The following is a 21,371-nucleotide window of genomic DNA, read 5'->3' as shown; positions in this document are numbered from 1 at the left end:
TGCGCGCTAGACCTGGTCGTCCGCCAGTTCCGCGACGCCCGTGATGCGGTGCAGGGGGTACGTGCGGACCTCGTCGGCCGTGTGGTCGTAGCCCGTCACGAAACCGCCCTCGACGCGGACCGGGGCGATGACGCGCTGGCTCGCCGCGCCCTCCGCGTTGACGTAGCCGATCCACACCGCCGAGCCCGTCAGCGCCGCCGCCTGGACCGTCGCCAGGGTCTCGGCGGCGGAGGTGCGGGGGAGGCCGCCCGTCGTCGCCGGGGCCGCCGGTTCCTTCCGTACCGCCGTCGCCGCCCGGTCGCCCGCCCGGATCGCCTTCACCGCCGCGCCGAGGAGCGTGGTGTCCGGGGCCGGCGGGCCGTCGGGGACCGGGACCGGGGCCGTACGGGCAGGGGTGCGGTACGCGTCGGCGCGGGTGACCAGGACGTCGCCCTCGGCGGACTCGGCGGCCGGGGCGTACCCCATCGCCCGCAGCCCGTCGAGCAGCGACGCCGGGTCCGTCTGCGCCGCGAGCACCGTCGGCGCGAGCCGGCGAAGCCCCAGGGCGGCGGACCGCCGGTCGGCGAGGATCTCGCCGAGGACGGTGTCGTCGTCGCAGCGCACGTACGCGGAGGCCGCCCCGATCCGCAGGTGGCCGTGCTTCCGCGCCACGTCGTCGATCAGGTACGCGAGCGGCTGCGGCACCGGCGTCCGGGAGTGCGCCGTCAGGAAGTCGTGCAGGTCGGAGGCCGACCGCCCGGAGTCGAGCGCGCGCCGCACGGAACCGGGCGTGAACCGGTACACCGTCGCGCCACCCTTCGATTCCACGTCCGCCAGGACCGCGAGCGCGTCGGCGAGCGGCCGCCGCAGCGGCCCCGGCGCGACGGCCGTCAGGTCGGCCTGGAGCAGCACGTGGTCGACGGCCTCGGGCAGCAGCGGCGCGAGCAGGGTCGCCGCCCGCCCCGCCGCCACCGACAGCTCGACCCGGCCCCCGTGGTCGGCGGGCGTCGCCGCCTCCGCGAGCGGCAGGTTCAGCAGCGCCCGCGCGGGGCCCGCGAGCGCGCCCCGGCCCGTGAGCCCGAGCAGCTCCGCCTCGGCGAGCGTCCAGCGCGCGAGCCGGGACCGCAGGTCGAGGGAGGCGTCGGAGGCGGGGTCCGTGGAGTCGTCGGGACCGCCGGACGCCGTCTGCGGCGCGCGCGGCGGGGCCGCCTGCGCCGCGCCCCGCAGCGGCCGCTCCCACCGCATCCGGGCGAACAGCGTCCCGGGGTCCGCCGCCGCACCCGGCGGCAGGGTCGCGAGGAGTTCCAGGACCCGGTGGCGGACCTCCGGCGCGGGCGCCCGGTCCAGGTCCGGGCCGAGGGCGGCGAGCGTCCGGCCCTTCGCGTCGGCGCCGCCCACCAGGCCGGCCGTCCGGGTCGCCGTGAGCCAGGGCGCGACGAGCCGCGCCCAGCGCTCGGCGGGCGGCAGGTCGAGCCAGTCGTCGTACGCGGGCGTCGGCGCGTACCGCTCGTCCGCCTCGCCGTCCGAGGCGAGCAGCCCCGCCCCGAAGCACAGCTCCAGCCAGAACGCGGCGAGCTGCTCCGTCACGTCCAGGGTCGCCGCGGTCCGCTTGAGGTCCCGTACGGACATCCCGCCCGCCCGGAGGACCTGCGGGCCGCCCTGGTCCCAGGACTTCAGCAGCTCCTCGACGGTCGCGAGCGCCGCGTGCGCCTGTCCGGCGGCCGCGCTGTCCACGACCTGGGGGCGGTAGTCGCGCGCCGTCCCCACCACCGGCGCCACCGGCTCCGGCACCCGGTGCGCCCGCCCGCCCCGCAGGTGCAGCGCCACCTCGCGCGGCAGCACCATCGTCCGCGCCGACACCGGCAGCAGCAGCCCCCGGTCGCGCAGCCACTGCACCGGCGGCGCCGGATTCGGTGTCACCTCGCCGTACGGCGGACCCCACACCAGCCGGTCCAGGACGGACAGGGCCTCCGGGGACGCCTCGTCGAGCAGCGCGCCCATCCGCGCCCGGTCCGTGAACAGCTCCGTCAGCGCCGCCACCGCCGACACCGGATCGTGCGTCGGCGGCAGACCGGCCGTCGCGATGATCTCCTGCACCCGGCCCGGCGACATGCCCGCCGTCGCCTCCGCGACCGTCGGCCCGAGACCGGTCGGCGAGGGGTGCTGCGGCGACGGCGAGAGCAGCTCCCGCGCGGTCCGTACGAGCCGCAGCCGGTCGTCCTCGCCCCACACCAGCGCCTGCTCGCGCAGCAGCGCCACCGCGCCCGGCAGCGCCGCCTCGATCTCCGGATCGCCCTCGTCGCCGGTGAGCAGCGCGAGGAGCACGGGGTACGGGGCGGGGTCCGGGGCCACGGCCAGCGCCTCCGCGGTCTGGAGCGCGAACCGGTCGAGGCGTTCGAGGGCCCGCACCACCGAACCCCGCGTGCCGGCGCGCGTCGCCAGCTGCGTCAGGTCGTTCGGTACGGGGCTCAGCAGGTCCGGGCGGGCGCGCAGCAGCGCGGCGAGCCCCTCGTCGCCCCGCGCGCGCAACGCCTCCGCGAGCGTGCGCGGCGCCGCGCCGGCGCTGGTTGCCTCGGCCACGTGCGCCTCCCGGTCGAGCTCACCGATCCCCATCCGGACCACGTTAGCCGCTGTCCAGGCGCTAACGTCGGGCCGTACCGGGCGAACCGGCCGTGGAGGGGCATCGTGGGGATCGAGAGCGACCGTCTGGTCTACGACTATCTGAGCCGGGTCGGCGATCTGGCACAGCAGCGGCAACTGCCGGCGAGCGACCGCATGAAGCTCGTCTCCGGCCTGCGGAACGAGATCGACCGCCGACGCACCACGCACGGCGAGGAGAGCGAGGCGGCGGTACGGGGCATCCTCGGGTCCCTGGGCACCCCGGACGAGGTCGTGGACCGCGCGGGCCCTTCGGACGGGCGGTCGGTGCCGGAACCCCGCACGGGGACGGGCCGGACACGCGGCCTCCGCCGCACCCGCGAGACGGGGGCGGACGCCTCCGGAAACCCGCGCGTGGCTCCGGGCGCGTCGGCATCCGCAGGGGAACCGGACCGCGGGGCGCGGGGCTCCGGGACGGCCGCCCCCGGCGCGGCGGGCCGCGAGGGCGCGCGCTCCGGTGCGGCGGGTCCCGGTGCGGCGCGCCCCAACGGGTCGGGCTCCCGTGCGGCGGGTTCCAGCGGGTCGGGCTCCCGTGCGGCGGGTTCCAGCGGGTCGGGCTCCCGTGCGGCGGGTTCCAGCGGGTCGGGCCCCGCCATCCCCGCCCAGGGCGACCGTGGCCGCCCGGACGGCGCGGGTTCCGGCGGCGCCGCGGCCGACCGCGCGGCGGACTGGTGGCGTACGGACACCGAGGACCCCTCCGACGAGGACGGGTTCTTCGGCTTCGTCGGCGGCATCGAGCGCCCCGACCTCTTCACGCCGCCCGCCCCGGAGGAGGACGAGGACGACGCGGCGGAGGAGCCCGCACCGGGGAAGGCCCGGCGCCTGGCCCGTGTCCTCCGCCGCCGCAAGACCGGGGCCCCGGCCGTGGAGGAGGCGCCCGAGGAGGAGGCCGCCCCGGCCCGCGCCCGCCTCGCGAACCCCTTCGTCCTCCTCGCCGCGCTGCTCCTGCTCGGCGGCGCCGTCTTCGGCTCGCTCGTCGCCCTCGCGGCGGGCTGGCTCCTCGCGTACGCCTCCCGCCGGCTGACTCCGGGCGAGGCCAGGACCGCCGTCCTGGTGATCCCCGGCCTCGCCGCCGCGACCGGGATCGTCTGGCTGTGGGGCCGCGTCCAGGGCCGCTGGGGCGAGGCGGTGGCCCCGGGCGGCGAGGCGATGGGCGCGGCGGTCTCCGAGACCTGGCCGTGGGTCCTCCGGGGCGCGGCGATCGCCTCGGCGGCCTTCCTCGTGTGGCGCGCCCGCAGGAGCTGAACCTTCAGGACACCACCGGGGCCGCCCAGGGCGCCCCCGGCACCACCAGGGGTGAGCCCGTCACCGGGTCCGGGACGACGACCGACGTGAGGCCGAAGACGTCGCGTACGAGGTCCGCGGTGACGATGTCCGACGGCGGGCCCTCCGCGACGACCCGGCCCGCCTTCATGGCGACGAGGTGGTCGGCGTACCGGGCGGCCTGGTTCAGGTCGTGGAGGACGAGGACGACGGTCCGGCCGCGCAGGCGGTTGAGGCGGCGGACCAGGTCGAGGACCTCCACCTGGTGGGAGATGTCCAGGTAGGTGGTGGGCTCGTCGAGGAGCAGCAGGTCGGTCTCCTGGGCGAGGGCCATCGCGATCCACACCCGCTGCCGCTGCCCGCCCGAGAGCGCGTCGACGGACCGGTCGGCGAGCGCGGCGACGTCGGTGCGCTCCATGGCGTCGGCGACGGCCCGCTCGTCCTCCTCCGACCACTGCTTCCACCAGGCCTGGTGCGGCTGCCGGCCCCGGGACACCAGGTCGGCGACGGTGATGGCCTCGGGCGCGACGGGCGTCTGGGGCAGCAGGCCGATCGAGCGGGCGATCCGCTTCGTCGGGAGCTTCGCGAGCGACTCCCCGTCGAGGAGGACCGCGCCGCCCGCCGGCTTCAGCAGCCGGCCGAGCGCCCGGAGCGTCGTGGACTTGCCGCAGGCGTTGGGGCCGACGATCACCGTCACCTTGCCGTCGGGGACCGCGAGGTCGAGCTCCTCGACGACGGTCCGGTCCTCGTAGGCGAGCGAGAGCCCACGGGCCTGCAGTCTGCTCACGACTTTCCTCCAACGGCTCGGCTCCGGACGATGAGCCAGATCAGGTACGGGGCGCCGACCGCCGCCGTGAGGACACCCACCGGCAGTTCGACGGGGGAGAGGAGCCGCCGGCCGAGCAGGTCGGCGACGACGACGATCACCGCGCCCGTGAGCGCGGAGCAGAGCAGCGGGATCTGCGCCGTCCGGGTCATGCGGCGGGCGATCTGCGGGGCGAGCAGGGCCACGAAGTCGACCGGTCCGGCGACGCCCGTCGCCACCGACGCGAGGACGACGCCGACGGCGACGAGCCCGAGCCGCACCCCGCCGAGCCGGGCGCCGAGCGCGGTCGCCGTGTCGTCGTCGAGGGAGACGGTCCGCTGGGCGCGGGCCGCCCACAGCACGGCGGGCAGCAGGAGCAGCAGCGTCCACCGGATCGGCGCGGACTCGTCCCAGCCGCGCCCGTTGAGGGAGCCGGTCATCCAGATCTGGGCCTGCTGGGCGACGAGGTAGTCGCCCTTCGTCATGAAGAGCGTGATGAGGGACCGCAGTGCGATCGCGATGCCGATGCCGATGAGCACGAAGCGGGTCGCGTGCAGCCCGCCGCGCCAGGCGAAGGCGTACACGAGGGCGGCGGCGAGGATGCCGCCGGCGATGGAGACGTACGGCAGGACGGTGTACGAGGTGAGGCCGAAGGTCATCGCGGCGACGGTGACCGCCCCGGCGCCCTGGCTGATGCCGATGATGTCGGGGCTGGCGAGCGGGTTGCGGGCGACGGTCTGGATGAGGCCGCCCGCGATGCCGAAGGCGGCGCCGACGGCGAGGGCGACGACGAGCCGCGGCTCGCGCAGCTCCTCGACGACGAACGCGGACGGCGACGACTGCCCGAGGAGGATCCGTACGACCTCGCCGGGCGCGACGAACCGCTCGCCGACGCAGAGGTACGCGACGCAGGCCGCGGCCAGGACGAGGAGGAGGCCTGCGGCGACGAGGGCGGAGCGGCGGTGGACGAGGAACGACGCCCGTCCGGCGCGCAGCAGCCCGTACCCGGCGGGCCGGAGGCCGCTCGTGGATGAGGCCACGCCGGCACCGCCTGCGGCCGTGCGCGTGTGACCGCGGCCGGTACGCCCGTCAGGGAGCGCGCTCACGCCGGCACCGCCTTCCGGCGTACCAGCGTCACCAGGAACGGCACCCCGATCAGCGCCGTCATCACCCCGGCCGGGACCTCGCCCGGCGGGAAGACGATCCGGCCGGCGACGTCGGCGGTGAGCAGCATCACCGGGCCGACGAGCGCGGCCATCGGCAGGACCCAGCGGTGGTCGGAGCCGACGACGGCGCGGGCGATGTGGGGGACGGCGAGGCCGACGAAGGCGACGGGGCCGGCGGCGGCGACGGCCGCGCCGGTGAGGACGGTCGCGCCGAGCCCGCCCACGATCCGTACGGTCGCGACGCGCTGCCCGAGCCCCTTGGCGACGTCCTCGCCGAGCGCGAGCGCGTCGAGCCCGCGCGCCACGGAGAGGACGAGGACCGTGCCGAGCAGCAGGAAGGGCCAGATCTGGCCGACGATCTCGGTGTCGCGCCCGTCGAGGGAGCCGATCTGCCAGAACCGGAACTCGTCGAGCGCCGAGGCCCGGGTGGTGAGGACGCCGGTGGTGACGGAGAGCAGCAGCGCGTTGATCGCGGCCCCGCCGAGCGCCAGTTTCACGGGCGTGGCGCCGCCCCGCCCGCCGGCGGCGATCGCGTAGACGGCGACGGAGGCGAGGGCGGCGCCGGCGAAGGCGAACCACACGTACCCGCTGAGCTCGTGCACGCCGAGGAAGGCGATGGCGAGGACGACGGCGACGGACGAGCCCTGGCTGATGCCGAGGATGCCGGGGTCGGCGATCGGGTTGCGGGTGATGCCCTGGAGGGTGGTGCCGGCGAGCGCGAGGGCGGCGCCGACCATCAGCCCGATGAGGGTCCGGGGGACGCGGAGCTGCCGGACGACCTCGGCGTCGTCGCCGGTCGCGCCGTGCAGCAGGGCGTCGAGGACGGTGGAGGGCGCGATGGGGCGGGCGCCGACGGCGAGGCTGAGGAGGACGGCGAGGAGCAGGGCGACGAGGGCCGCCGAGGTCGCGAGGACGCGTCTGGTGCGGAAAGCGGCTGGCATCGGGACCCATCGGGGAGGTGCAGGTTTGGTTAGGCTCACCTCATTTAATCAGCCACCCCCGTGCGAACACCTGTGCCCCGGGTCCCCCGACAATGGGGCCATGACGACCACACCGCCGCCCACGGACCGGCTCACCGTCGGCTTCGACCTCGACCTGACCCTGCTCGACACCCGCCCCGGCATCAAGGCGGCCTTCGTCGCCTTCTCCGCCGAGGTCGGCGTCCCGATCGACGCCGACCTCGTCGTGAGCCGCCTCGGGCCGCCGCTGGAGCAGGAGATGGCGCACTGGTTCCCGGCGGAGCACGTCACGGAGATGACCGCCCGCTACCGGGCGCTCTACCCCTCGTACGCCATCGAGCCCACCGTCCCCATGCCGGGCGCCCTGGACGCGATCGAGGCCGTGCGCGAGGCGGGCGGCCGCACGATCGTCGTCACCGCGAAGAACGGCGCGCACGCCGGGCTGCACCTCGACCACCTCGGCATGAAGCCCGACGCCGTCGCCGGCGGCCTGTGGGCCGAGGGCAAGGCGGAGGCCCTGCGCGCGCACGGCGCCGGGGTGTACGTCGGCGACCACGTCGGCGACGTCCGGGGCGCCGCCACGGCGGGCGCGTTCTCGGTGGCCGTCGCGACCGGCCCCTGCCCCGCCGAGGAGCTGCGGGCGGCCGGCGCGGACGTGGTCCTGGCGGACCTGACGGACTTCCGTGCCTGGTGGGAGGGCTACCGCGGCTGAGCGGCCGTGGCCGAAGCCTTTCGGGCCTGCCGCCGCTGGGACGCGACCGACCTCAGCAGCCCGGCGGCGGCCACCAGGAACCCGACCCCCATCAGCATCGACACGAGGTACGCGACGGTGGGGAACGGGTCCGTCCCGAGGAACAGCGGGGCCACGGTGACCAGCGTCGCGACCGCGCCGACCGCGAACACGATCACACCGGCCTTGACCAGTCCGTCACCCGGGACACTGCCGTCCACGTCGTCCACCGGCACGGCGGGGGTTTCACTACGCATCCGGCCAGGGTAGTTCCCAGGCCGGAGGAACACATCGGCGACGTCTTGTCACCGGCCTCCTGACCATTAGCCTGGTGCCGGCGGGTCTCTTGACCCGCTGTTTGCCATCCCCATCGACGAGGACGAGGACGAGGACAGACGTGCCTACCGGCAAGGTCAAATGGTTCAACAGCGAGAAGGGCTTCGGCTTTCTCTCCCGCGACGACGGCGGCGACGTCTTCGTGCACTCGTCGGTGCTCCCTGCCGGAGTCGACGCACTGAAGCCGGGACAGCGGGTGGAGTTCGGAGTCGTCGCCGGTCAGCGCGGCGACCAGGCGCTGTCCGTCACGATCCTCGACCCGACCCCGTCCGTCGCCGCGGCGCAGCGCCGTAAGCCCGACGAACTGGCGTCCATCGTGCAGGACCTGACGACGCTCCTGGAGAACATCACGCCGATGCTGGAGCGCGGCCGCTACCCGGAGAAGGCGGCCGGCAAGAAGATCGCCGGCCTGCTGCGCGCGGTCGCCGACCAGCTCGACGTCTAGCCCTTCCGGCCGCCCTCGCACCGCTGCGCGGGCTTCGGGCGGCTGCCGGGCTCCGTCCGGCCTCCCGTTACGGGAACGCCAGCGCGTCCGGGCCGAGGGGCGGTACGAGTCCCTCGGCCGCGGCGCGCGTGAGCAGCCCGCGGACCGCCGCGTAGCCGTGCTCGCCGAGGTCGGCCGTGAACTCGTTGACGTAGAGACCGATGTGCTGGTCGGCCACCTTCGGGTCCATCTCCTGGGCGTGCTCCATGACGTACGGCCGCGAGGCCGCAGGGTCGTCCCAGGCCATCCGTACCGAGGCGCGGGCGGACTCGGCGAGCAGTGCGAGGGTCTCGGCGCCCAGGGAGCGGCGGGCGACGATCGCGCCCAGCGGGATCGGGAGGCCGGTCGTGGTCTCCCAGTGCTCGCCCATGTCGGCGAGGCAGTGCAGCCCGTAGTTCTTGTACGTGAAGCGGGCCTCGTGGATGACGAGCCCCGCGTCGACCTTCCCGTCCCGGACGGCGGGCATGATCTCGTGGAACGGCATCACGACGACCTCGCCGACGCCGCCGGGCACCTTCTCGGCCGCCCACAGCCGGAACAGCAGGTACGCGGTGGAGCGCTCGCTCGGCACGGCGACGGTCTTCCCCCTCAGGTCCACGTCCGCGTCGCGCGTGAGCACGAGCGGGCCGCAGCCCCGGCCGAGGGCGCCGCCGCAGGGCAGCAGGGCGTACTCGTCGAGGATCCACGGCAGGACGGCGTACGAGACCTTCAGGACGTCGTGGGCGTCGGTGCCGCTCTCGGCCCAGCCGTTGGTGACGTCGATGTCGGCGAAGGTCACGTCGAGCCGGGGCGCGCCCGGGACCCGGTCGTGCGCCCAGGCGTCGAACACGAAGGTGTCGTTCGGGCAGGGCGAGTAGGCGATCTTCAGTTTCACGCGTGCGCCTCCACGAAGACGGTACGACTGAGCAGCTCGAAGGTGTGCCGGAGGGCGCCCAGGGCCTCGCCGATGCGCCAGGCGGCGCGGTCGCGGGGGCCGACGGCGTTCGACACGGCCCGGATCTCGACGACGGGCACCCCGTGCGCGGCGGCGGCCTCGGCGACGCCGAAGCCCTCCATCGCCTCGGCGGCGGCCGCCGGGTGGCGCTCCGCGAGCTCGGCGGCGCGACGGGCGGTGCCGGTGACCGTGGACACGGTGAGGACCGGCGCGAGGGCGTGGGGCGGGGCGCCGGCGTCCAGCGCGGCGGTGATCCGCCCGGTCAGCTCCTCGGGCACGAGGTGGACGGAGCGGCCGAAGCCGAGGTCCTCGACGGCGAGGTACCCGTCCGGGGTCTCCGCGCCGAGGTCGGCGGCGACGATCGCCGAGGACACGACGACGGACCCGACCGGCGCCGCGGGCTGGAACCCGCCGGCGATCCCGGCGGAGACGACGAGGCCGTAGCCGCTCCCGGCCAGGGCCTCGCACGCGAGGGCCGTCCCCGTCGCCGCGGCGACGGCCGCGGGGCCGACCCCGCCGACGAGGACGTCGACGTGGCCGTGACGGCGCAGGACGAGACCCCCCGGCAGCGGGCGCGGCTCGGGGGAGCCGAGGCCGGCGGAGACGGAGTCCGCCTCCGCCGCCACGGCCGTCACGATCAGGATCCGGTGGGCCACCGGCGGATCAGGAGTTCGTGTCCTTCTTCAGCTGGAAGTGCCAGATGCCGGTCAGCTTCTTGCCGGTGTTCTCGACGATGGTCACCTGGGTCTTGTCGGTGGCCTCGCCGGACTGGCTGGAGAAGAAGGCGCTGGCCGGGATGGTCCGGTACGTCTTCTTGTACGGCTCGGGCTCGGCCTGCTGGCCGCCGAGGAAGATCGTCCAGCCGTTGTCCGCGATCTTCGGGTCCACGCCGAAGCGGATCTTGTCGTCCGCGGAGACCGTGATGGACGTCTCGGCCTTCTTGTTGAGGCACTGCTGGATCTGCGACTCCTTGATGGCGTCGCCGTCGTTGTAGCAGGCGGCCTCGGTGTGGACCGATTCGGTCCCGACCGTCAGGGTCGCGAGCGGAGTCGGCTTGTCGCAGGCGGAGAGTACGAGGAGCCCGGCGGAGACGGCCCCGAGGGCGACGGCGGCCCGGCGGCGCGAGCCGGAGAAGAACGCAACGGTCATGAGCCGAAGGCTATCGGGCCGCCGCGTCCGCGCCACGCGGGGGTACGGCGTGCCGCCACGGCGTACCGCTTCGTGCGGAGTGTCCGGGTCCGTCCGGCCCCGGGGAGCCGGGATCAGGCGGAGGTCGGGTGGAGATCAGGCCACCTTCGCCTTGGAGCGGCCCTTGGGGCCCGGGCGGCTGCGGGCGGCCGAGAGGAGCCCGCGGACCGCGAGGAGGGCGCCCACGCCCAGGATCCCGGCGGCGACGGCCATCCCGAGGGTGCCGTTCAGGGGCAGGGCGATGCCGATCCCGCCGCCCACCACCCACGCCATCTGGAGCGCCGTCTCGGAGCGGGCGAACGCCGAGGTCCGCACCAGCTCCGGCACGTCCCGCTGGATCAGCGCGTCCAGGGACAGCTTCGAGAGGGCCTGGGTGAGCCCGGCGACCGCGACGAGGACGGCGACCATGAGGCCGCCGAAGAAGATCGCCGCGCAGACGGCCGTACCGAGCACGACGCTGATCATCGTGGCGATGATCACCTCGGGCCCGTGGCCCCGGTCGCGCAGGAGCGAGCCGGCGGCCGTACCGCAGGCGTTCCCCGTGCCGGCCGCCACGCCCACGATGCCCAGGGAGACGGCGGCGCTCTGCCCGGACAGCGGGTGCTCGCGCAGCAGGAACGCCAGGAAGAAGATCAGGAAGCCCGACAGCATGCGCTGCGCGGCGTTCGCCTGGAGCCCGTGCAGCACCGACGGCCCCACGGTCCGCAGACTCGGCTTCTTCTCGCCGTGGGTCAGCAGGTGCGCCCGCCGCTCGCCCTTCGCGGAGTCCACCTTGTGCGGCATCCGCAGCGCCCAGAACGTGCCGAGCAGGAACAGCGCGCACGCCCCGTACAGCGGCCAGCCCGGCCCGATCAGCTGGAGCCCCGCCCCGATGGGCGCGGCGATGCCGGTGGCGAGCAGCCCGGCGAGGGTGACCCGGGAGTTCGCCTTCACGAGCGAGAAGTTCGGTGGGAGGAGGCGGGGCACGACGGCGCTGCGGACCACCCCGTACGCCTTGGAGGCCACGAGGACGCCGAGCGCGGCGGGATACAGCTCAAGACCCCCCGTCGCCACCGCCCCCGACATCATGATCGCGAGGACGGCGCGGGTCAGCATCGCGCCCGCCATCGCCGCGCGCCGCCCGTGCGGGATCCGGTCCAGGAGCGGACCGATCACGGGGGCCAGGAGCGTGAAGGGGGCCATCGTGACGGCCAGGTAGAGCGCGACGCGGCCGCGGGCCTCGTCGGTCGGCACCGAGAAGAAGACGGTGGAGGCGAGGGCCACGGTGATCATGACGTCGCCCGCGCCGTTCACGGCGTGCAGCTCGATCAGCTTCCCGAGCCCCGACTCGCCCGCGCCGTGCGCGTGCGTCGCCTTCCGGATGCCCTTCGCGGTCCCGGTGAACGGCAGGTGCAGGGCACGCCCGACCTTCCGGCCCGCTCGGCGGAGCGGCCCGGCGGGATCGTGTGATCGTACGGGGGACCGTGCGGCTGCCACTCCGTCATAGTGCCCCACCCGCGCCCCGGACGAACCGGGGCGCGACGGGGGAGCCGGACGAGCGGGCGGCGGGTACGGCTTCACCGCAGGCCACTTCGCACGCCCCGTACGCGCCGTCCCGCGGTCGGTTCGGGCGTGGCGGGCGTCCGCGATACGGGCCACTTGGGACGGGCAGGTGGGCGGAGGCCCGCGAACGGGGTAGCGTGCGTAGCGCGTCACCGGCGGAAGCTCTCGGCCGCGCGCCTCTTCGGCATCCCGCAGAATGGATGGCGTTAGGTGTGCCCGAGACGCGCGAGACAAGTCGGGTGCGGACGTCGATGCGGCCCTCTGGTCCGCTCCGCCCGCCACCCGTGGCTTCGCTCCCGCCCCTCGGCCGACGCACCCGTGAGACGGCGTAGGAGAGAAGCGAGACCTGTGAGTGCTGCGACGACGCGAAGCGGTACCCCGCGTACCCCGCGAGCCACGCGTACCCCCGACCGCCTGTGCGCCGAGGCCGTAGACCTCGCGCGGGAGGCCGCCGAGGAGGCGGCCGCGCCCGGCATCGTCGGCGCCCACGTCGAGGTGGTCGCGGAGGGCGACCGCGTCGTCACGCACTACTTCGAGTCCAAGGAACCCGGCTACCGGGGCTGGCGCTGGGCGGTGACCGTCACCCGCGCCTCCCGCGCCAAGAACGTCACGCTTGACGAAACCGTCCTGCTGCCGGGCGCCGACGCGCTCATGGCCCCGGAGTGGGTGCCGTGGAGCGAGCGGCTGCGGCCCGGGGACATGGGCCCGGGGGACCTGCTCCCCACGGAGCAGGACGACCTGCGCCTGGAGCCCGGCTACTCGGGCGAGGACGCGCCGCCGCCGAACTCCGCCGTCTCGGAGGAGATGGAGGAGCACCTCGACGAGGAGGACGCCGAGCTGACCTCGCGCACCCCCTCGCGGGGAGCGATCGCGGCGGTCGCCGAGGAGCTCGGCATGCGGCGGGCGAGGGTCCTCTCCCGCTACGGCCTGCACATGGCGGCGGACCGGTGGGACGAGGCGTTCGGCGCGAAGACACCGATGGCGCAGGCGGCGCCCGCGTCGTGCGAGTCGTGCGCGTTCCTGGTGCCGCTGGCCGGGTCGCTGAAGCAGGCCTTCGGCATCTGCGCCAACGAGTTCTCGCCGGCGGACGGCCGGGTCGTGTCGCTCGCGTACGGGTGCGGGGGGCACTCGGAGGCGGCGGTCATGCCGAAGCCGCCGCGGCCGGCGGCGCCGGTCCTCGACTCCATGGCGGCGGACGTCTTCCCGCTCCGGCCGGCGAAGGACTCGGGCTCGACGTCGGAGCCGGACGCGGCCTCGGAGGACCTGGGCCACTCGTAGCCCGACCACTCGCGTGGGGCGGTGCCCCCGCCCGGTGTGCCCGCGCCCCGCCCGTGTGGGCAATCGTCCCGCAGGGCGGGACGGGTGGGCACACGGGACGGCGCCCTCTAGCGGCGCCTCCGCGTCCCGCGCCCTGACCCGCACCCCAGCGGCGGCGCACAACGCGGTGCGGGTCCAGGCTCCGAAGCCTCTGGCGCCGGCAAGGGCGCCGTTCCGTTGTGCCCACCCGTTCCGCCCCGGCGGAACGATTGCCCACAACGGGGGCGAGCGCACGCGCCCCCGCGCGCCCCCGGCCCCCACGTGCCCCGGCGCCCCGGGTGGGCTGGCGCACGGTACCTTCGGGCCCCGGCATCATCACCGCCCCGCAGAGTGGAGTCAGACGTGAGCGTCAGCGTCCGGACGACGACCGACGGAACCGATCCCTTCGGCACCGCCCGGCTGCGGAGGGGCGTGCTCGACGCCTGGGGCGCGAGTCCCGCCCGGTTCCGGGAGGACGCCAACGCCGAGGAGGACCTGGCGCTCGGCGGCTACCGCGACCGCCTCGTCGTCGAACTGGCCCAGAACGCCGCCGACGCCGCCCACCGCGCCGCCGTCACCGGCCGCCTCCGCCTGACCCTGCACCCGGCGGACCACGAGGGCCCCGCGGTCCTCGCCGCGGCGAACACCGGCGCCCCGCTGGACGCCGCCGGCGCCGAGTCGCTGTCCACCCTCCGCGCCTCCGCGAAGCGCGAGCAGACGCACGGCGCCGTGGGCCGCTTCGGCGTCGGTTTCGCCGCCGTCCTCGCCGTGTCCGACGAGCCCGCCGTCCTCGGCCGGCACGGCGGCGTCCGCTGGTCCCTCGCCGAGGCCCGCGAACTGGCCGCCGAGGCCGCCCGGTACAGCCCGGGCCTCGGCGACGAACTGCGCCGCCGCGACGGCCACGTACCCCTCCTGCGGCTTCCGCTGCCCGCCGAGGGCACCGCCCCCGACGGCTACGACACCGTCGTCGTCCTCCCGCTCCGCGACACCGCCGCAGAGGACCTCGCCGAGCGCCTCCTCGCCTCCGTCGACGACTCCCTGCTCCTCACCCTTCCGGGTCTCGCCGAGATCGTCGTCGAGACACCCGAAGGAGGGGTACGCACCCTCCGCCGCTCCGAGGACGACGGATACGTCCGCATCGACGACTCGGCGACCGCGAGCGACGGCGCCCACCGCTGGCGGACCGTCACCCACGGCGGCCCGATCGAGCCCGAACTCCTCAAGGACCGCCCGGTCGAGGAGCGTCTGCGCCCGCACTGGTCGGTCACCTGGGCCGTACCCGTGGACACCGAGGGCGCCCCGCGCTACCCCCGTACGACGCCGGTCGTGCACGCCCCCACGCCCACCGACGAGCCGCTCGGCATCCCCGCGCTCCTCATCGCGTCCCTCCCGCTCGACACCGCCCGGCGGCACCCCGCGCCGGGGCCGCTCACCGACTTCCTGGTGCAGCGCGCGGCCGACGCGTACGCCGAACTGCTCGCCGACTGGCAGCCGGTGACGACCGCGACCCTCGACCTCGTGCCCGGCCCGCTCGGCAAGGGCCCGCTCGACGGCGCGCTGCGCGAGGCGATCCTGGACCGGCTGCCGAGGGTCGCGTTCCTGGCGCCCGCCGCGCCGTCCGAGGAGCTGCCGGCGCTCCGTCCGATCGAGGCGGAGGTCGTGGAGGGCGCGGGCGCGGAGACCGTCGAGGTCCTCGCGGAGGTCTTCCCGACCCTCCTCCCGGCGGGCCTGGAGCGCCGCCCCGAGCTCCGCACGCTCGGCATCGGCCGCGTCCCCCTCACCGAGGCCGTCGACCGCCTCGCCGGGGTCGACAGGGCGCCGACGTGGTGGTGGCGGCTCTACGACTCCCTCGTCGGCGTCGACCCGGACCGCCTGACCGGCCTCCCGGTGCCGCTCGCCTCCGACGCGGACGAGGAGCGGATCCGTACGACGATCGGCCCCCGCCAGGTCCTCCTCCCGCAGGACCGCACCCCCGCCGAGCTGACCCGGCTCGGACTGAAGGTGGCGCACCCGGAGGCCGCCCACCCGCTCCTGGAGAAGCTGGGCGCCCTGCCCGCCACGCCCCGCGCGGTCCTGACGACCCCGCAGGTGCGGGCGGCGGTCGCGGCCTCCCTCGACGCGGGCGAGATCTGGGACGAGGACACCGACGCCCTCGACGCGGAGGAGCTGGCCGAGACGGTCCTCGCCCTCGTCCGCGACGCGGAGCTCGACCCGGGCGAGGAGCCGTGGCTCGGCGCGCTCGCCCTCCCCGACGAGGACGGCGAACTCTCCCCGGCGGGCGAACTCGTCCTCCCCGGCTCCCCCTTCGCGGCGGTGATGCGCGAGGACGAACTCGCCTTCGTCGACTCCGAGATCGCGTCCCGCTGGGGCGAGCAGCCCCTCGCCGCGTGCGGCGTCCTGGCGAACTTCGCCCTGGTCCGCGCGACCGACCTGGTCCTCGACCCGGACGAGGTCGAGCCGCGCGAGGGCGACTACCCGGAGCCCGACGACGCGGGCCTCCTCGACGCGGTCGACGTCTGGTGCGAGGACGTCCTGGACCGCCTCCCGGAGGCCCCCGTACCCCCCGTGGCGACGGAGATCGTGGCCGTACGGGACCTGGACCTGGTCGACGACGACTGCTGGCCCATGGCGCTCGCCCTCCTCGCCCAGCCGCCCCTGAGGGACGCCCTGACCCAGCCCGTACGGGTCCTCCTGCCGGACGGCACGACGGAGACCGTCCGCTCGTACACGGCCTGGTGGCTGCGCGACCACCCCGTCCTCGACGGCCGCCGCCCGGCGGGCCTGCGCGCGGAGGGCTCCGACCCGCTGCTCTCCGGCCTGTACGACTCCGCCGACGCGACCGGCTTCGAGGACGAGCAGGTCCTCCGCGCCCTGGGCGTGCGCACCTCCGTCGCCTCCCTCCTCGACGAACCGGGCGGCGCGGCGGAACTCCTGACGCGGCTCGCGGACCCGTCGCGGGAGGTGACGGGCGTCCAACTCCACGCCCTGTACACGGCCCTGGCGGACCTGGACCCCGACCAGGTGACGCTCCCCGACGAACTGCGCGCGGTCGTGGACGGCACCCTCGTCGTCGTCGACGCCGCGGAGGCCCTGGTGGCGGACGCCCCCGACCTGCTCCCGCTGGCCGGCGACCTCCCCCTCCTCCCGGTCTCCCCGACCCGCGCCGCGGACCTGGCCGAGCTCTTCCAGGTCCGGCGGCTGAGCGAGGCCGTCGAGGCCGAGGTGACGACGGTCGGCGAGGAGCACGAGGTCCCGCCGTCGGTCCACGCCCTCCTGGGCCCGTCGACGCCCGCCTCGTACATCGAGCACGAGGAGCTCCACGCGGGCGGAGTGGAACTCGACTGGCGCCGCACCCCGGACGGCGTCGTCCACGCCGCCACCCTGGAGGGCGTGGCGGCGGGTCTGGCCTGGGCGTCCGGCCAGTGGCCCCGCCGCTTCGAGGTGGCGGCGCTCCTGGAGGACCCGTCGAGGACGGCGGAGCTGGCGAGGGACCGCTGGTTCGACTAGACGGCGTGGCGGGCGAAGCGGGCGTACAGCGGCCGCTCCGTCCGGGCGGGCGCGGCCTTCCGCACCGACCGCGCGGCGGGCGGGGCCTCGCAGTGGAGCACGACGTCCGTCCCGCCCTCGCCGTCGCAGTCGTCGACGCCGGCCTGGCCGTCGAGGACGTCGTCGGCGGGGCCGCCGCGCAGGAAGTCGTCGCCGTCGCCGCCGCGCAGGGTGTCCCGGCCGCCGGCGGTGCCGAGCGTCTGGCTCCAGTCCGAGTTGTCGCCGAAGATCCGGTCGTCGCCGCCGCGGCCCTCGATCAGGTCGTCGCCCGCGGTGGCGCCGGTGGGGTCGACGAGGGAGTTGTCGCCGATGAGGATGATCTCGCCCGCGGCGCCGCCGATGATCCGGTCGTTTCCGGAGCCGACCGCGGTGCCGCCGGCCGTGTGGTCGCCGACGGCGCCGAACGCGCCGTCCGGTCCCAGGTCGATGAGGTCGTCGCCGCCGGCCCCGGTCGCGTTGCCGAACCCGGCGAAGCTGTCGCCCGTGACGTCGCCCTGGGTGCCGGCGCCTTCGAGCAGGACGTCGTCCCCGGCACCCGACGCCGAGTAGTAGCCGACGGAGTCCCCGACGATGACGTCCTCGCCGTCGCCGGCGACGATCCGGTCCGGGGCGCCGCCGTCGGCGTGGTCGGCGTAGTCGTCCCCGTAGAGGACGTCGTCGCCGACCCCGCCGACGAGGACGTCGGGGGAGGCGCCGGAGGCGGTGCCCTGCGTCGCCGCGTTGTCCCCGAGCAGGAAGTCGTTCCCGGTCCCGCCGTCGAGGTGGTCCCGGCCGGTGGAGCCGATGACGTCGCCGGTGTACGCGCGCTCGTCGCCGACGATCTCGTCGTTGCCGGCGTCCCCGAAGACCTGGTCGTCGCCGGTGCCGCCCGTGATGCGGTCGTCGCCGTCCCCGCCGTGGACGTAGTCGTTGCCGCCGAGGCCGCAGATCCGGTCGTTGCCGCCCTTGCCGTCGATGACGTCGTTGCCGGGCGTGCCGATGATGACGTCGTCGCCCGGGGTGCCGATGGTGCCGGTGACGGTGGCGGCGGCCTCGAAGCAGGTGGCCGCGGCGGAGGCGGGACCCGCGGCGGTGACGGTGAGCGCGGCGGCGACGAGCGCCGGGGCGCAGAGGAGGGCGACGGCTGGTCTGAGGGTCATGGGGGTCACGGGGTTCCTTCCGGAGGCGGTCGCGTTGCGTGATCTCTCCCCGGGATGAAGGGGTGAATGGATGTACGGAGAGTGATTTCACCCGATGGATCGCCCCGGCGACACGTCGGAAATCTTTGACGCGTCGGAAAATCCCGACGTATGGTGAGGGCCATGCCGACCGACGTCTTCGGCGTGCTGGCCAATCCGGTGCGCCGCAAACTGCTCGAAACGCTGCGGGAGGGCCCTCGCTCCACGGGCGAGCTGGCCGGGATGTTCGCGCTCGGGAGGCCCGCGGTCTCCGAGCACCTCGCGGTGCTCCGTACGGCGGGACTCGTACGCGAGGAGCCCCGCGGACGGCACCGCTTCTACCACCTCGAACCGGCCCGGCTGGCCGAGGTGAGCGAGTGGCTGCATCCGTTCGAGCACTACTGGAAGCAGCGTCTGGACGCGCTGGCCGATCTCCTGGACGAGGAAGCGGAGTCATGACCGAGAACGCCACGAACGCCACGATCACCTGCGAGAAGTTCCTGCCCCACGCACCCGCGGCGGTGTGGAAGGCCCTGACCGACCCCGACCTGCACGCCCGCTGGTGGGCGGCCGGCGACGTCCGGCCCGTCGTCGGACACCGCTTCACCCTCGACATGGGCGACTTCGGGCAGCAGGCGTGCGAGGTGACCGCCGTGGACGACGAACGGCTGCTCGCCTACCGCTTCGCCGAGGGCACGCTCGACACCACCCTCACCTGGACGCTCCACCCGGAGGGCGAGGGCACCCGCCTGGTCCTCACCCACGCCGGCTTCGACCTCGACTCCCCGCTGGGCCGCCAGGCCCACGAGGGCATGGGCCACGGCTGGCCCCACGTCCTGAACCGCCTGGAAACCACCCTGCACGGCTGACCCGCACCCCGCAGGAGCCCTACGCCGGGAACCTCCGGTCCACCCATCGCCACGCCGCCTCCAGCAGGACGCAGCCGCCCGCCGCGATGAGCACCGCCGTCCACGGCATCGTCACGCCCACCAGTTTCAGGGCGAAGAAGTCCTGGAGCCACGGGACGGCGAGGACCAGGAGGAAGGCGGCTCCCATGGCGGCGACCAGGGCGAGGCGCCACCAGGTGTAGGGGCGGGCGATGATCGCGAGGACCCACATCGAGACCAGGAAGAGGGTGAGGGTGGCCGCGCTGGTCTCGGCGCCCAGGGCGTCCGTGCCCGTGTAGTAGTGGCGGGCCAGGAGGTACGTCGTGAAGGTGGCCGCCGCCGCGATGACGCCGCCGGGGATCGCGTACCGCATCACCCGGCGGACGAAGTTCGGCTTCGCGCGTTCCTTGTTGGGGGCCAGCGCGAGGAAGAAGGCCGGGACGCCGATCGTGAGGGTGGAGAGCAGGGTCAGGTGGCGGGGGAGGAAGGGGTACTCCACCTGGGAGACCACCACCAGGACCGCCAGGAGCACCGAGTAGACCGTCTTGGTGAGGAAGAGCGTGGCGACGCGCGTGATGTTGCCGATGACCCGGCGGCCTTCCGCCACCACCGACGGGAGGCTCGCGAAGCTGTTGTTCAGCAGGACGATCTGCGCCACCGCCCTCGTCGCCTCCGAGCCCGAGCCCATCGAGACGCCGATGTCCGCGTCCTTCAGGGCCAGGACGTCGTTCACGCCGTCGCCCGTCATCGCGACCGTGTGGCCGTGGGACTGGAGCGCCGCCACCATGTCCCGCTTCTGCTGCGGGGTGACCCGGCCGAAGACCGCGTTCTCGTCCAGTACCTTCGCCATCTCCTCCCGGTCGGTGGGGAGCTGCCGGGCGTCGATCGTGTTCTCCGCGCCGGGCATGTCCAGCTTTCCCGCCACCGCGCCCACCGCGACCGCGTTGTCGCCGGAGATGACCTTGGTGGCGACCTTCTGGTCGGCGAAGTAGGCGAGGGTGTCGGCGGCGTCGGGGCGGAGGCGTTGTTCCAGGACGACCAGGGCGGTGGGGCGGACGTCGGTGGCGACCTCGGGGTCGTCGAGTTCGTGGGCCGTACGGGCCAGGAGGAGGACCCGCAGGCCCTGTTCGTTGAGGTGGTCGATCTCCGTGAGGGTCGGGTCCTCCGGGGGCAGGAGGACGTCCGGCGCGCCCAGGAGCCACGTCGAGTCCTCGCCGTTCCCCTCGCTGAACGACGCCCCGCTGTACTTGCGGGCCGACGAGAACGGCAGGCTCTCCGTGCACCGCCACTCCACCGTGTCCGGGTAGGCCTCGATGATGGCCTGGAGGGAGGCGTTCGGGCGCGGGTCGGACTCGCCCAGGGCGCCCAGTACTTTGCGGACGTACCCCTCGTCGCTGCCGTCGAGGGGGTGGAGGTCCGTGACGTCCATGCCGCCCTCGGTGAGCGTGCCCGTCTTGTCCAGGCAGACGACGTCGACCCGGGCCAGGCCCTCGATCGCCGGCAGCTCCTGCACGAGGCACTGCCGGCGGCCGAGCCGGATGACGCCGACGGCGAAGGCGACCGAGGTGAGGAGGACGAGGCCCTCGGGGATCATCGGGACGATGCCGCCGACCGTACGGGCGACCGCTTCCTTGAAGTCGTTGTTCTTGACCACGAGCTGGCTGATGACGAGCCCGATCGCGGTCGGGACCATCATCCACGTCACGTACTTGAGGATGGTGGAGATGCCCGTGCGCAGCTCCGAGTGGACCAGCGTGAAGCGGGACGCCTCCTCGGCGAGCTGCGCCGCGTACGCCTCGCGTCCGACCTTCGTGGCGGTGAAGGCGCCGCCGCCGGCGACGACGAACGAGCCGGACATCATCCGGTCGCCGGGTTTCTTCACCACCGGGTCGGCCTCGCCCGTGAGGAGCGACTCGTCGATCTCCAGGCTGTCGGCCTCCGCCACCTCGCCGTCCACGACGACCTTGTCGCCCGGTCCGAGTTCGATGAGGTCGCCGAGGACGATCTCGGAGGTGGAGATCTCGGCGGCCGCGCCGTCCCGCCGGACGGTGGGCTTGGCCTCGCCGATGACGGCGAGCCCGTCGAGGGTCTTCTTGGCGCGGAGCTCCTGGACGATGCCGATGCCGGTGTTGGCGACGATCACGAAGCCGAAGAGGCTGTCCTGGATCGGCGCGACGATCAGCATGATCACCCACAGCACGCCGATGATCGCGTTGAAGCGGGTGAAGACGTTCGCCCGGACGATGTCCGTGGTCGAGCGGGAGCTGCGCAGGGGGACGTCGTTGACCTCCCCGCGCGCGACGCGCTCGGCGACCTGGGCGGCGGTGAGTCCGGCGGGGTGGTGGACGACCGGCGGTCCCGCCGGCCCGGGCCGTGGGCCGGTCTCGCCGCCGTCCGTGTCGATCTTCGCCCGCTGAGTCATGTTCTCGACGGTACGACCG

At 74.9% G+C, this 21,371-nt stretch carries 18 protein-coding genes; 7 read left to right on the top strand and 11 right to left on the bottom strand.

Going from position 1 to position 21,371, the window contains the following annotated elements:
• Positions 1-6: 6 nt before the first annotated feature.
• Positions 7-2,592 (bottom strand): helicase C-terminal domain-containing protein, encoded by a 2,586-nt coding sequence (locus tag GGE06_RS35340; protein ID WP_184932707.1) that lies wholly within the window; start codon positions 2,590-2,592, stop codon positions 7-9.
• Between the two features lie 72 nt (positions 2,593-2,664).
• Between GGE06_RS35340 and GGE06_RS35335 the strand changes: the two genes are divergently transcribed.
• A complete protein-coding gene (locus tag GGE06_RS35335) occupies positions 2,665-3,882 on the top strand; it encodes a TrbL/VirB6 family protein (RefSeq protein WP_184932706.1) in 1,218 nt (405 codons plus the stop codon).
• Positions 3,883-3,886: 4 nt separating this feature from the next.
• On the opposite strand, the gene GGE06_RS35330 is transcribed toward GGE06_RS35335, so the two are convergent.
• The 3 genes from GGE06_RS35330 to GGE06_RS35320 form a co-directional block, all read right to left on the bottom strand.
• Positions 3,887-4,687 (bottom strand): ABC transporter ATP-binding protein, encoded by an 801-nt coding sequence (locus GGE06_RS35330; RefSeq protein ID WP_116159577.1) that lies wholly within the window; start codon positions 4,685-4,687, stop codon positions 3,887-3,889.
• Positions 4,684-5,745, bottom strand: coding sequence for a FecCD family ABC transporter permease (locus GGE06_RS35325; protein WP_116165387.1), 1,062 nt, complete (start codon positions 5,743-5,745; stop codon positions 4,684-4,686). The genes GGE06_RS35330 and GGE06_RS35325 overlap by 4 nt, the downstream gene beginning before the upstream one ends.
• Positions 5,746-5,807: 62 nt before the next feature.
• Positions 5,808-6,812 (bottom strand): FecCD family ABC transporter permease, encoded by a 1,005-nt coding sequence (locus tag GGE06_RS35320; RefSeq protein WP_184932705.1) that lies wholly within the window; start codon positions 6,810-6,812, stop codon positions 5,808-5,810.
• 100 nt (positions 6,813-6,912) lie between these two features.
• Here GGE06_RS35320 and GGE06_RS35315 point away from each other — a divergent pair, with 100 nt between their 5' ends.
• Positions 6,913-7,542: an HAD family hydrolase gene (locus tag GGE06_RS35315; protein ID WP_116159575.1), complete on the top strand. Its 630-nt coding sequence runs from the start codon at positions 6,913-6,915 to the stop codon at positions 7,540-7,542.
• Here the strand turns inward: GGE06_RS35315 and GGE06_RS35310 are convergent.
• Positions 7,530-7,817, bottom strand: a complete 288-nt coding sequence (locus GGE06_RS35310; protein WP_181924556.1) for a hypothetical protein — start codon at positions 7,815-7,817, stop codon at positions 7,530-7,532. The genes GGE06_RS35315 and GGE06_RS35310 overlap by 13 nt on opposite strands.
• Before the next feature lie 140 nt (positions 7,818-7,957).
• Here GGE06_RS35310 and GGE06_RS43560 point away from each other — a divergent pair, with 140 nt between their 5' ends.
• On the top strand, positions 7,958-8,341 hold the full coding sequence (locus GGE06_RS43560) for a cold-shock protein (protein WP_030694234.1): 384 nt from the start codon (positions 7,958-7,960) through the stop codon (positions 8,339-8,341).
• Between the two features lie 67 nt (positions 8,342-8,408).
• On the opposite strand, the gene GGE06_RS35300 is transcribed toward GGE06_RS43560, so the two are convergent.
• From GGE06_RS35300 to GGE06_RS35285, 4 genes are all read right to left on the bottom strand, one after another.
• Complete coding sequence (locus tag GGE06_RS35300) at positions 8,409-9,254, bottom strand: 1,4-dihydroxy-6-naphtoate synthase (RefSeq protein ID WP_116159573.1); 846 nt, start codon at positions 9,252-9,254, stop codon at positions 8,409-8,411.
• Positions 9,251-9,970: a futalosine hydrolase gene (locus GGE06_RS35295; protein WP_116159572.1), complete on the bottom strand. Its 720-nt coding sequence runs from the start codon at positions 9,968-9,970 to the stop codon at positions 9,251-9,253. Before GGE06_RS35295 ends, GGE06_RS35300 begins: the two co-directional genes overlap by 4 nt.
• A gap of 7 nt (positions 9,971-9,977) precedes the next feature.
• Positions 9,978-10,463, bottom strand: a complete 486-nt coding sequence (locus GGE06_RS35290) for a DUF2771 domain-containing protein (protein WP_116159571.1) — start codon at positions 10,461-10,463, stop codon at positions 9,978-9,980.
• 135 nt (positions 10,464-10,598) lie between these two features.
• A complete protein-coding gene (locus GGE06_RS35285) occupies positions 10,599-11,978 on the bottom strand; it encodes an MFS transporter (protein ID WP_116159570.1) in 1,380 nt (459 codons plus the stop codon).
• A 414-nt stretch (positions 11,979-12,392) separates the two neighbouring features.
• Here GGE06_RS35285 and GGE06_RS35280 point away from each other — a divergent pair, with 414 nt between their 5' ends.
• Together GGE06_RS35280 and GGE06_RS35275 are read left to right on the top strand one after the other, a co-directional pair.
• Complete coding sequence (locus tag GGE06_RS35280) at positions 12,393-13,322, top strand: DUF3027 domain-containing protein (RefSeq protein WP_116159569.1); 930 nt, start codon at positions 12,393-12,395, stop codon at positions 13,320-13,322.
• Positions 13,323-13,691: 369 nt separating this feature from the next.
• A complete protein-coding gene (locus tag GGE06_RS35275) occupies positions 13,692-16,847 on the top strand; it encodes a sacsin N-terminal ATP-binding-like domain-containing protein (protein WP_184932704.1) in 3,156 nt (1,051 codons plus the stop codon).
• On the opposite strand, the gene GGE06_RS35270 is transcribed toward GGE06_RS35275, so the two are convergent.
• On the bottom strand, positions 16,844-18,025 hold the full coding sequence (locus GGE06_RS35270; protein WP_184932703.1) for a calcium-binding protein: 1,182 nt from the start codon (positions 18,023-18,025) through the stop codon (positions 16,844-16,846). The genes GGE06_RS35275 and GGE06_RS35270 overlap by 4 nt on opposite strands.
• Positions 18,026-18,187: 162 nt before the next feature.
• On the opposite strand from GGE06_RS35270, the gene GGE06_RS35265 reads away from it, so the two are divergent.
• Positions 18,188-18,502: an ArsR/SmtB family transcription factor gene (locus GGE06_RS35265; RefSeq protein ID WP_116159566.1), complete on the top strand. Its 315-nt coding sequence runs from the start codon at positions 18,188-18,190 to the stop codon at positions 18,500-18,502.
• Positions 18,499-18,912, top strand: coding sequence for an SRPBCC family protein (locus GGE06_RS35260; RefSeq protein WP_116159565.1), 414 nt, complete (start codon positions 18,499-18,501; stop codon positions 18,910-18,912). The genes GGE06_RS35265 and GGE06_RS35260 overlap by 4 nt, the downstream gene beginning before the upstream one ends.
• 19 nt (positions 18,913-18,931) lie before the next feature.
• Here GGE06_RS35260 and GGE06_RS35255 read toward each other — a convergent pair whose 3' ends face one another.
• The gene (locus GGE06_RS35255; RefSeq protein ID WP_184932702.1) at positions 18,932-21,352 is read right to left on the bottom strand and encodes a cation-translocating P-type ATPase; all 2,421 of its coding nucleotides are present in this window, start codon (positions 21,350-21,352) and stop codon (positions 18,932-18,934) included.
• Between the last annotated feature and the right edge of the window lie 19 nt (positions 21,353-21,371).

Origin of the sequence: Streptomyces nymphaeiformis (assembly GCF_014203895.1) — a bacterium.
GTDB lineage: Bacteria > Actinomycetota > Actinomycetes > Streptomycetales > Streptomycetaceae > Streptomyces > Streptomyces nymphaeiformis.
The sequence above is the reverse complement of the archived record's forward strand: the minus strand, read 5'-3'. Positions and strand labels throughout refer to the sequence as shown.